Below are 10,272 nucleotides of genomic sequence, written 5' to 3' on the forward strand. Positions count from 1 at the left end.
CCGGGTCCTCGTCGGTATCGGACTGCTCCTCGTCCGGGGGTTCATCCTCGGGGGCCTCGTCGTCCACCGGGTCGGGGGGCTCCGCGGGCGCCGGGCTCCTCCTCGGAGTCGTCAGGCTCCTCCTCGGAGTCGTCAGGCTCCTCCTCCGGGGACCAGATCGTATCGCCCTGTGCGACGCTCACCTCGCCGATCTCTCCGACCAGCGTGCTCCGGGTGTCGACGACGGAGTCGCCAAGAAGGGTCGGTTGGCGCTCGACATCCGCGGGAACGACGCCGTCCCCCGCGACCAGAAGCTCGCCATCCTTGTCGATATACATCTGGCCGGTCTCGTCGACGCCGACGGTCCAGGTCGCGGTTTCGCCGGACACGAGGGCGTCCTCGGCCACGATGTAATACCGGGCGCCGTCCTGCATGACCTCGAAGATCACGGCCGAGCTTGGCCCGAACTGGCCGAAGCTGATCGAATACTCGCTGCCTCCGCCCTGTTCGAAGATGGTCTGGCCATTGGCTGCGGCGAGATCGTCGATCCGCACCGTCGCCTCGAACTCAAACGCGCCATCGATCTGAGGCAGATCGTCGGACTCGACCACCGGCGTGTCGTCCCCGCCCTCGTTCTCGCCGTCGGTCGGCTCCTCGGGAGTGGGCTGCTCGGGCTCTTTCGGCTCTTCGGGGTCTTCGGGTTTCGGCTCTTCTTCGGCAGCGGCGGGAATGCCCAACGCCTCGAGCTGCGCGGCGGAAGAGACCTCGTCCGCGGCAACACCAAGCAGGGTGATCGCCTCGCCGCCGGGGAAGGTCAGCACGGCGTTGCCATCGCTGTCGCTGACGGTCACGTCGGCGGTGTCGACCGGGTTGCCGTCGATGTCGGTGAGGCCCGAGACGTCGAGCACGTCATGCGCCAGGTAGCTGCCGTCGGGCTGCAGCTCGGGCGTCGTGAAGCCGCTGACGCTGTCCAGCCCGCTGAAATCGGCCAGCGCGATGGTGTCGTCGCCAGACCCCAGCAGGATCGTCTCGACCTGGGTGAAGGTCAGAACCGAGCTGCCGTCGCTGACGGTGCCGCTCTCGGCGATGGGCGAACTCAGGTCGATGCGCAGTCCGTCGGTGACCGCGGTGAGGTCGAGCACGTCTCCGGTGGTTTCCTCGACATCCTCGGCATCGACGGTGTCGTTGCCAAAGCCGTTCTCGATGTGAAAGGTGTCGTCGCCGTAGCCGCCCCAGAGATAGTCGTCACCGGCGCCGCCCCAGAGCTCGTCATTGTCGTAGGAGCCGCGCATCCAGTCGTCGCCGTCGCCGCCGATCAGGGTGTCGGCGCCTTCGTTGCCCTCGAGATGGTCGTCGCCGTTGCCGCCCTTGACGATATCGTCGCCATATTCGCCATAGATCGAATCCGCTCCTTCGCCGCCGATCAGGGAATCGCCACCTGCGTTGCCGTAGATATCGTCGTCGCCGTCCTCGCCGGTGATCGTGTCGGCGCCGTCGCCGCCGAGCAGACTGTCTGCGCCCGAGCCGCCGGTGATGGAATCGTCGCCGTCCTTGCCCAGAACGCTGTCATCGCCGTCGCCGCCGAAGATATTGTCGCTTTCATCGCTGCCGTTGATCAAATCTCCGCCGGCCGAGCCGACGATGACTTCGAAACGCGCGAATTCGCCGGGCGTGCCAAGGTAGGCGTTGGCGCCGCCACTGACGGTATTGTCGCCGATCACATAGGTCTCGCTGCCGTCCGAAATCGAGAGGAAGCCGGGCTCCTGGGCGTAGCTGATCGCGAAGGTCTCTGGCAGCGCCGAGACGTCGAGCGCGTTGTCCTCGAGATCGGTTGTCACCGTGGCCCAGAACTCGGGGGAGTTCCAGTTCTCGGTGGTTACGTAAAAAATCGCCATCGTACTGCCCACTTCCATACGGAAATCACATCAAGCCAGGCGCAACCTGGTTCTTGTGCTCTCTTTTGAACCGCGAGTCGTAGAAAATTAGGGAGCAATTGCGGGGCAATTGAGGCAATTTGATGTAGCCGATCGCCTGACCGGAGGCAATCTCAGCGCGTCTTCTTTGCCCGCCGCAGCAGGATGTCGCGCTTCACCTTGCTGAGATGATCGAAATACATCTTGCCGTTCAGGTGGTCGATTTGGTGCTGCACCGAGGTCGCCCAGAGCCCGACGAAATCGCGCTCCTCGATCTCGCCCGCCTCGTTGAGGAAGCGCACGGTGACCGCGCGCGGGCGCTCGATCTTGGCCCAGACGCCGGGCAGGTTGGGGCTGGCCTCGTCATGGCTGCGCAGCTTGACGCTGGCGTGCAGGATCTCGGGATTGGCCATGCGCACCGGCTGGCCGCGCTCCTCGGAAGCATCGACCACCGCGAGGCGCAGCATGACGCCGATCTGCGGCGCGCCGAGGCCGACGCCGGGCATCGCCTCCATGGTGTCGATCATGTCGGTCCAGATGGCGCGGATCTCGTCGGTGATCTCGTCAACCGGGGCGGCGGGGCTGCGCAGGCGCTTGTCGGGCCAGGGGATGCAGGGCCGGGCGGTCATTTGGCGCGCTCGTAGGCGTGCATGAGCTCGGCGGCGGTGTCGGGCGCGAGCCGGTCGAAATGCACCAGACCGTCGAGGTGGTCATACTCATGCTGCGCCACGATGGCCTCAACGCCCTCGAATTTGCGTTCCTGCCGCTCGCCGTTGAGATCGGTATAGGCCATGCGGACCCAGACCGGGCGCGTCACGGAGGCGGTGATGCCGGGGATCGACAGGCAGCCCTCGTCGCCTGAGGCGGTTTCGTCGGAGACGGCGAGGATCTGCGGGTCGATGCAGACCAGCGGCGTCATGTCGCCCTCCTTCCAGCCGGCATCCATCACGAAGACCCGTTTGAGCACGCCCACCTGCGGCGCGGCAAGGCCGCGGCCGGGGGCGTCGTACATGGTCTCGAACATGTCGGTCACCAGCTCGGACACAGAGGCGGGGTCGCCGACCTCGGCGCAGGGCTGCTTGAGCTTGGGGTCGGGCCAGAGAAGGATCTCGCGCAGGGCCATCGGGGTCTCCGCTTCGGGTATGTCTCAGAGATAGGCGAAACGGGCGCGCCGGCCAGAGCGCGGCAGGGCGGCGATCACGCGCGGGCGCGCTTGAGCTTGACCATCTTGCGGGTGATCATCTGGCGCTTCAGCGGCTTGAGGTAGTCGATGAAGAGCTTGCCGTCGAGATGGTCGATCTCGTGCTGCACGCAGGTCGCCCAGAGGCCATCGAAGGTCTCGCGCTTGAGGTTGCCGTCGCGGTCGAGCCACTCGACATCGACGATCTTGGGGCGCTCGACCTCGGCATATTGGTCGGGGATCGACAGGCAGCCTTCCTCGTAGACGTTGCGCTTGTCCGAGGATGCGACCACCTGCGGGTTGAACATCACCAGCGGACGCGGCTCTTCGCCATCGTCGGCCTTGGCGCAGTCGAGCACGATAAGCCGGTCGAGCACGCCGATCTGTGGCGCCGCCAGCCCGATGCCGGGCGCGTCATACATGGTCTCGAGCATGTCGTCGGCGAGCACGCGCAGCTTGTCCGAAAGATCGGACACCGGCGCGCAGACCTTCTTCAGGCGCGGATCGGGGTGGATGAGGATCGGGCGTTTCATGCGCCTCATCTATGCACAACGGCGTGAGCGCGCAAGTCGCAGGGGGTTGCGCTTGCAACGGGGCACGCTAGCGTGCGGGCAACGAAGACGAAGGACCTTCCCGACATGACCGATCTATTCAATTCGCGGATCGACCGCCGCGGCACCGGTTCCGCAAAATGGGACCTGATGGAAAAACTCTTCGGGGTCGACCCGCAGGACGGGCTTGCGATGTGGACCGCGGATTCCGATTTTCCCACCGCGCCCTGCGTGCTGCGCGCGGTGCAGGAGGAGCTCGATCGCGGCATCTTCGGGTATTTCTCGGACATGGGGCGCTACACGCGCGCGGTGAAGTGGTGGATGCAGACCCGCCACAACTGGGCCATTGAGGAAGACTGGATCGTGGTGACCCACGGGCTCGGCAACGGCGTCGCCATGTGCATCGACGTCTGGACGCAGCCCGAGGACCACGTGGCCATCTTCTCGCCGGTCTACCACGAGTTCGCCAACAAGATCCGCAAGGCGGGGCGCACGGTCACCGAGTGCCCGCTGAAGCGCGAGGGAGATCGCTACGAGCTCGATCTCGAGGACGCGCAGGCGCGGCTCAGCGGCAAGGAGACCATGCTGATCTGGTGTTCGCCGCAGAACCCGTCGGGCCGGGTCTGGACCCCGGACGAGCTGCGCGCGGTGGCGGAGTTCGCCGAGCGAAACGGCATGACGCTGCTGTCGGACGAGGTCCATCACGACCTGATTTACCCCGGCAACACCTTCGTGCCGATGGACGTGGCGGCCCCGGGCGTGCGCGACCGGCTGATCACCCTGACCGCGGCGTCGAAGACCTTCAACCTCGCGGGCCAGCGGGTCGGCGCGCTGATCATCCCGGATGCGGAGCGCCACAAGGCGATGCAGGCGCGGCTCGACGCGCTCGACAGCAAGCCCAACGCGCTGGGGCTGATCATGAGCGCGGCGGCCTACTCGCCGGACGGGGCGGACTGGGTCGACGCGCAGGTCGCGCATCTGGCGGGCAACCGCGAGGTGTTCGACGCGGCGGTGAACGCCATCCCCGGCGCGCGCTCGTTGCCGCTGCAGTCGACCTATCTCGCCTGGGTGGATTTCTCGGGCACCGGGATGGCGTTCGACGAGATCAACGCCCGCATCCGCGACATCGCCAAGCTGGCGGTGAGCCCGGGGCCGTCCTTCGGGGCCGGTGGGGAGACCTGTGTGAGGGTGAACCTCGCCACCTCGCGCGAGATCGTCGCCGAGGCGGGCGCGCGGCTGCAGAAGGCCTTTGCCGACCTGCAGTGAGGGTGGCTTCGGGGGGAGGAGGGGCGCTGCCCCTCTGGCGCGCGGGGCGCGCGCCATTCACCCCGAGGTATTTTTGAACCAGAGAAGGGGCGGGGGCTGTTTTGCGGCCCCTGCATGGCGCGTGGCCGCGGGTCAGTTGCGGGGCGGCCGGCCCTTGTAGACCGGGATGTGCCAGCCGAAGGCCAGCGCGGTGCCGCGCAGCACGAAGGTGAAGATGGCCCCGATGAGGGCCGCCTTGCCGGGCTCGATGCCCGAGGCATGGGCGGCGAGCAGGGCGCCGGCGCCGCCGAGCGCGCAGGTGGCGTAGGGCTCGCCCTGCTTGAGCACCAGCGGCAGCTCGTTGGCGACCACGTCGCGCATCAGCCCGCCGAAGCAGCCGGTCATCACCCCCATGACGAGCACCACCGAGACCGGCGCGCCCGCGGCGAGCGCGATGCCGGCACCGGCGGGCACCGCCACCGACAGCGCCAGCGCGTCGAGCCAGAGGATGGCGCGCTGCCGGCTTTCCAGCCGGTGGGCGGTGAAGAACACCACGATGGCCGCGCCGCAGGCCACCGCCAGATAGGTGGGGTCGGCGATCCACAGCACCTCGCGGCGCAGCAGCAGGTCGCGCAGCGTGCCGCCGCCGACGCCGGTCAGGCAGGCGAGGAAGGCGAAGCCCACCACGTCGAGCTGGGCGCGGCTGGCCGCCAGCGCGCCGGTCAGGGCGAAGATCAGGACGGAGGCGTAATCGAGGAGTTCGAGCGGGCTCATCGCGGCCCGCCCTCAGGCGCCCTTGCCGGGCTTGAACGGCGCCATGCCGGCGCGGGCGAGCTCGTCGGCGCGCTCGTTCTCGGGGTGGCCGGCGTGGCCCTTGACCCATTCCCAGGTGACGTCGTGGCGGCGCTGGGCCTCGTCGAGGCGCTGCCAGAGCTCGGCGTTCTTCACCGGCTTCTTGGCGGCGGTCTTCCAGCCGTTGCGCTTCCAGCCGTGGATCCAGCCGGTGACGCCGTTCTTCACGTAGGCGCTGTCGGTCACCACGGTGATGCGCGAGGCACGGGTCAGCGATTCCAGCGCATTGATCGCCGCCAGAAGCTCCATCCGGTTGTTGGTGGTGTCGGGCTCGCCACCGTTGAGCTCGCGCTCCTTGACGATCTCGTCGCCATTCTTCGCGCGCATCAGGACGCCCCAGCCGCCGGGGCCGGGATTACCGGAGCAGGCTCCGTCGGTATATGCAAAAAGATCAGTCATGGGCGAGGACCGATATCCATGTCGAGGTGCTGCCGTCAAGGCCCCGCCCCTCGCCGCGGGTCACCTCGTGGATGGTGAGGCCGACATCTGCGAGCAGGGTGCGCAGATCGTCCTCGGTGTAGAAGGTGTAGAACCGCCCCAGCCGGTCGCGGCCCTCGCCGGTGCCTTCCTTGAGGGACAGGCCGAAGAGGCCACCCGGCTTCAGCGCGCGGGCGATGGCGGCGAGGTGGCGGGGCATCTCGGCGCGGGGGGCGTGCAGCAGGCTGAAGCTGGCCCAGATGCCGTCATAGCGGGCTTCGGCGTCGAGATCGTCAAAGCTGCCTTCGCGCGCGTCGACGCCGTGGCTGGCGCGGGCCAGCGCGACCATCTCGGGCGAGGCGTCGAGCGCCTCGACGCTGAGGCCGGCCTTCGCCATATGGCCGGAATCGTGGCCCGGGCCGCAGCCGAGATCGAGCACGCGCCCGCCCTCGGGAAGGCGCGTGATGAAGGCGGTGAGGGTCTCGAACGGCTCATCGGGCTGAAGCGCGGCGTAGTCCTGGGCGCGCCTTGCGTAGACCGCGAGGGTCTTGGCGTCGCTCACACCAGCACCCCGACCAGCAGGCAGGCGACCACGGCGACGGTGAGCGGCAGACGCAGGTGCATCCACCATTTCGGCGCCAGCCCCCAGCGCCAGAACTGCCAGTCGAGCGCCAGCAGGCCGAGAAAGCCGAAGATCAGGTTCATCCCGGCCGAGACCGGCCCGCCGCCGGCCATGAAGAAGGCCCAGAGCGCCGGGATCACCGAGAGCGCGTAGCAGATCGGGGCCTGTCGGGGATCGGCCCTCGTGGCAAAGCCCCAGAGCACGCCGGACATGAAGGCAAGGATCACCGTGCCGTAGGCAAGCTGCACGTAGGGCCCGACGAAGCGGCCGCCGACGGTCGTGTAGGCAAGATCGTAGGCGCTGTCCGACAGCAGGGTCAGCACGCCCCAGAGGAAGGGCAGCAGGCCGGCCAGGGCGAGATAGAGCGCGCTGCGGGGGACGGGGCCGGTCATGCGCGCTCCATCGCGAGGCGGCCTGCGAGCAGCGCGAAGATCGCCGCGAAGGAGCGATTGAGCCAGCGCATGGCGCGCTCGCTGCCCAGAAGCCAGTCGCGGGCGGCGAAGAGGCCGTAGACCACGAAGACCGCGAAGGTCATCGCCATGAAGACGCCGCCGAGCAGCATCATCTCGCTCTGCGCGGTCTCTTGCGCGCCCGACAGGAAGGGCGGCAGCAGGGCGAGGAAAAACAGCGAGAGCTTGGGGTTGAGGATGTTGAGCAGCGCACCGCGGCGGGCGGTGCGCGGGCCGCTCTCGCGCCGGGGCGAGGCGCTCACCGCAAGCGCGCCGGTTGCGCGCAGAGCCTGCCAGGCGAGCCAGAGCAGGTAGAGTGCGCCGGCGAGCTTCACGGTGGTGAAAAGCATTGCGGAGGTGTGCAGCAGGGCGGCCAGCCCAAGCATCGCGGCGGCGAGGTGTGGCACGATCCCGAAGGTGCAGCCGAGCGCCGCCCAGATCGCGGCGCGGCGGCCTTGCCCGAGCCCGACGGCGAGCGTGTAGACCACGCCGGCACCGGGCGCGAGCACCACGACCAGCGCGGTGAGCAGGAATTGCAGGCTCAGCATCGGATCCTCCCTTGATAGGAGGAAAGGTTTCGCATTCGTCGCGGGCTGTCAACGCCCGCGAGGCGCGCTGAGGCGCGGCTCTCAGGCGGGCTCGCGCAGGACGCGGGGCACTTTGAACTCAACGTTCTCCTGCGCCGTCTCGACCATCTCGACGGTGACGTCGAAGCGGTCGCGGAAGGCGTCGATCACCTCGTCGATCAGCACCTCGGGAGCCGAGGCCCCGGCGGTGACGCCGACCGAGGAAATGCCCTCGAGCGCGCGCCAGTCGATGTTCGCGGCGCGCTGCACCAGCTGGGCATAGCGGCAGCCGGCCTTGCGGGCGACCTCGACCAGCCGTTTGGAGTTCGATGAGTTCGGCGCGCCCACCACCAGCAGCGCGTCGCAATCGGGCGCGATGGCCTTGACCGCTTCCTGGCGGTTGGTGGTGGCGTAGCAGATGTCTTCCTTGTGCGGGCCGACGATGGCCGGGAAGCGCGCCTTCAGCGCCGCCACGATGTCGATCGTGTCATCGACCGAGAGCGTGGTCTGGGTGACGAAAGCGAGCTGCGCGGGGTCGCGCACCTCGACATGGGCGACATCCTCGACGGTTTCCACCAGCAGCACTTCGCCCTCGGGCAGCTGACCCATGGTGCCGATGGTCTCGGGGTGGCCGGCATGGCCGATCATGATCATCTGCAGGCCGTTCTCGTGGTGCCGGGCGGCTTCGATATGGACCTTAGAGACCAGCGGACAGGTGGCATCGACATAGACCATCTCGCGCCGCGCCGCCTCGGCCGGAACGGCCTTGGGCACGCCGTGGGCCGAGAAGATCACCGGTCGGTCCGGCGGGCAGTCCTCGAGCTCCTGGACGAAGACCGCGCCCTTGTCGCGCAGCCCGTCGACGACGAACTTGTTGTGCACGATCTCGTGCCGCACGTAGACCGGCGCGCCCCATTTCTCGAGCGCCATCTCGACGATCTTGATCGCCCGGTCGACACCGGCGCAGAAGCCGCGCGGGGCGGCGAGGTAGAGGGTGAGCGGATTCTTCATGGACAACTCCTGTTCCTTCCCGAGGTAATGCCTGCAGGCGGCGCCGTCGACCCCTTCGGCGGGTCTGACGAAGCTGTGACTTGATGGGCGCCGGGGCGGGCGGAATAGTTGCGCGGCGCGACGGGGGAGGATGAGATGACGCGAATTGCAGTCGGTGCGGGGATTGTGGCGCTGCTGGCCGGGGGCTGGGCCTTGGCGCAGATGAGTGCGGAACCGGTGCCCGGTCTGTTTCCCTATACCGACGCGGCGCGCGTCGCGAACGGGGCGACGCTCTATGCCGAGAACTGCGCGGCCTGCCACGGCGACGCGCTCGAGGGCCAGCCCGACTGGAAGGAGCGCGACGCCGAAGGCTTCCTGCCGGCGCCACCGCACGATCCCACGGGGCACACATGGCATCATCCCGACGCGCAGCTTCTGGCCATCGTCACCCATGGCACCGAGGCGATGGTCGGCGGTGACTACCGTTCCAAAATGATCGGTTTCGGAGAGATCCTCAGCGAGGATGAGATCCTCGACGTGATGGCCTATATCAAAAGCACCTGGCCGGAAGAGGTGGTCGAGATCCACAACGAGATCAACGCCCGCGCCTCAGCCTATCAGTAGCGCTCGGGAGGGCTCAGGAGGCGCCGCTCATCGCCTTGGCCGTGGCCCAGGCAAGCACCGTGTAGCGCCCGGTCTTGGCGATCGTGACGAGGGTGAGGAACACTGCCCAATGGGTACGCATCACCCCTGCGATCACCGTGAAGGCATCTCCCAGAGGCGCCCAGCTCAGCAGCAGCGTCCAGACGCCCCAGCGGGCGTAAAGGCGCTGGGCCCGCGCGAGCTGCGCCTCGCTCACCGGGAACCAGCGTCGGTGACGGTAATGCTCGATCCAGAGCCCCAGCACATAGTTGAGGACAGCGCCGAGGATGTTCCCGACACTGGCGACGAGCAGGATCAGCGGCAACGGCGCCGCGTTGCCGAGCTGCATCCCGACAAAGACCACTTCGGACTGGAAGGGCAGGATCGTGGCGGCCCCGAAGGCCGCCAGGAACAGACCGCCAAGCGCGGCGGCTTCAGATAGCATGATTGCAGGGCCTCATCCCCGAAAGTCCCGCATTCACGTCTCAGTTGCCGCTGCTGGCGACCTCGAAATTGCGCTCCGCCTGCTGTTCGCGGGGCGGACGGCCGATGACTTCGCGCAGCTCGTCGAGCTCGATGAAGTTGTCGGCCTGGCGGCGCAGTTCGTCGGCGATCATCGGCGGCTGGCTGCGGATGGTCGAAACGACCGACACGCGCACGCCCTGACGCTGCAGGCTTTCCACCAGCGGGCGGAAATCCCCGTCGCCCGAGAACAGCACGATATGATCGACACGCGGCGCAAGCTCCATGGCATCGACGGTAAGCTCGATATCCATGTTTCCCTTGACCTTACGGCGGCCCTGGCTGTCGGTGTATTCCTTCGCCGGCTTGGTCACCATGGTGAAGCCGTTGTAGTGCAGCCAGTC

The 10,272-nt window shown here is 67.7% G+C and carries 14 protein-coding genes; 2 read left to right on the forward strand and 12 right to left on the reverse strand.

The genetic code is table 11. The features are described from left to right. Window positions 1-41: 41 nt before the first annotated feature. The 4 genes from AC6RA4_RS18870 to def (AC6RA4_RS18885) form a co-directional block, all read right to left on the reverse strand. Complete coding sequence (locus AC6RA4_RS18870) at window positions 42-1,874, reverse strand: calcium-binding protein (protein ID WP_500163002.1); 1,833 nt, start codon at window positions 1,872-1,874, stop codon at window positions 42-44. A gap of 152 nt (window positions 1,875-2,026) precedes the next feature. Further along, window positions 2,027-2,521: a peptide deformylase gene (def, locus tag AC6RA4_RS18875; protein WP_500163003.1), complete on the reverse strand. Its 495-nt coding sequence runs from the start codon at window positions 2,519-2,521 to the stop codon at window positions 2,027-2,029. Then, window positions 2,518-3,015 (reverse strand): peptide deformylase, encoded by a 498-nt coding sequence (gene def / locus AC6RA4_RS18880; protein ID WP_500163005.1) that lies wholly within the window; start codon window positions 3,013-3,015, stop codon window positions 2,518-2,520. The genes def (AC6RA4_RS18875) and def (AC6RA4_RS18880) overlap by 4 nt, the downstream gene beginning before the upstream one ends. Window positions 3,016-3,089: 74 nt before the next feature. Continuing rightward, on the reverse strand, window positions 3,090-3,605 hold the full coding sequence (def, locus tag AC6RA4_RS18885; protein WP_500163007.1) for a peptide deformylase: 516 nt from the start codon (window positions 3,603-3,605) through the stop codon (window positions 3,090-3,092). Window positions 3,606-3,710: 105 nt separating this feature from the next. Between def (AC6RA4_RS18885) and AC6RA4_RS18890 the strand changes: the two genes are divergently transcribed. After that, a complete protein-coding gene (locus AC6RA4_RS18890) occupies window positions 3,711-4,889 on the forward strand; it encodes a MalY/PatB family protein (RefSeq protein WP_500163008.1) in 1,179 nt (392 codons plus the stop codon). Between the two features lie 132 nt (window positions 4,890-5,021). Here AC6RA4_RS18890 and AC6RA4_RS18895 read toward each other — a convergent pair whose 3' ends face one another. From AC6RA4_RS18895 to ispH, 6 genes are all read right to left on the reverse strand, one after another. Further along, on the reverse strand, window positions 5,022-5,642 hold the full coding sequence (locus AC6RA4_RS18895; RefSeq protein ID WP_500163010.1) for a trimeric intracellular cation channel family protein: 621 nt from the start codon (window positions 5,640-5,642) through the stop codon (window positions 5,022-5,024). A 12-nt stretch (window positions 5,643-5,654) separates the two neighbouring features. After that, window positions 5,655-6,119 carry a ribonuclease HI gene (gene rnhA, locus AC6RA4_RS18900; RefSeq protein ID WP_500163012.1) on the reverse strand — a complete coding sequence of 155 codons (465 nt, stop codon included), beginning with the start codon at window positions 6,117-6,119 and terminating at the stop codon, window positions 5,655-5,657. Next, window positions 6,112-6,699, reverse strand: coding sequence for a class I SAM-dependent DNA methyltransferase (locus tag AC6RA4_RS18905; protein WP_500163014.1), 588 nt, complete (start codon window positions 6,697-6,699; stop codon window positions 6,112-6,114). The genes rnhA and AC6RA4_RS18905 overlap by 8 nt, the downstream gene beginning before the upstream one ends. Further along, window positions 6,696-7,151, reverse strand: coding sequence for a DUF3429 domain-containing protein (locus AC6RA4_RS18910; protein WP_500163016.1), 456 nt, complete (start codon window positions 7,149-7,151; stop codon window positions 6,696-6,698). The genes AC6RA4_RS18905 and AC6RA4_RS18910 overlap by 4 nt, the downstream gene beginning before the upstream one ends. Continuing rightward, entirely contained in the window at window positions 7,148-7,756 is a 609-nt protein-coding gene (locus AC6RA4_RS18915; RefSeq protein ID WP_500163018.1) for a LysE family translocator, read from the reverse strand. The genes AC6RA4_RS18910 and AC6RA4_RS18915 overlap by 4 nt, the downstream gene beginning before the upstream one ends. Window positions 7,757-7,837: 81 nt before the next feature. Beyond that, window positions 7,838-8,785 carry a 4-hydroxy-3-methylbut-2-enyl diphosphate reductase gene (ispH, locus tag AC6RA4_RS18920; RefSeq protein ID WP_500163020.1) on the reverse strand — a complete coding sequence of 316 codons (948 nt, stop codon included), beginning with the start codon at window positions 8,783-8,785 and terminating at the stop codon, window positions 7,838-7,840. 135 nt (window positions 8,786-8,920) lie between these two features. Between ispH and AC6RA4_RS18925 the strand changes: the two genes are divergently transcribed. After that, window positions 8,921-9,388: a c-type cytochrome gene (locus AC6RA4_RS18925; protein WP_500163022.1), complete on the forward strand. Its 468-nt coding sequence runs from the start codon at window positions 8,921-8,923 to the stop codon at window positions 9,386-9,388. Between the two features lie 13 nt (window positions 9,389-9,401). Here the strand turns inward: AC6RA4_RS18925 and AC6RA4_RS18930 are convergent, their stop codons facing one another. Further along, window positions 9,402-9,851: a YqaA family protein gene (locus tag AC6RA4_RS18930; protein ID WP_500163024.1), complete on the reverse strand. Its 450-nt coding sequence runs from the start codon at window positions 9,849-9,851 to the stop codon at window positions 9,402-9,404. A 40-nt stretch (window positions 9,852-9,891) separates the two neighbouring features. Next, window positions 9,892-10,272, reverse strand: a 381-nt coding sequence (locus AC6RA4_RS18935) for a LabA-like NYN domain-containing protein (RefSeq protein ID WP_500163025.1), incomplete at its 5' end; no start/stop codon positions are given.

The organism is Salipiger sp., assembly GCF_059781815.1.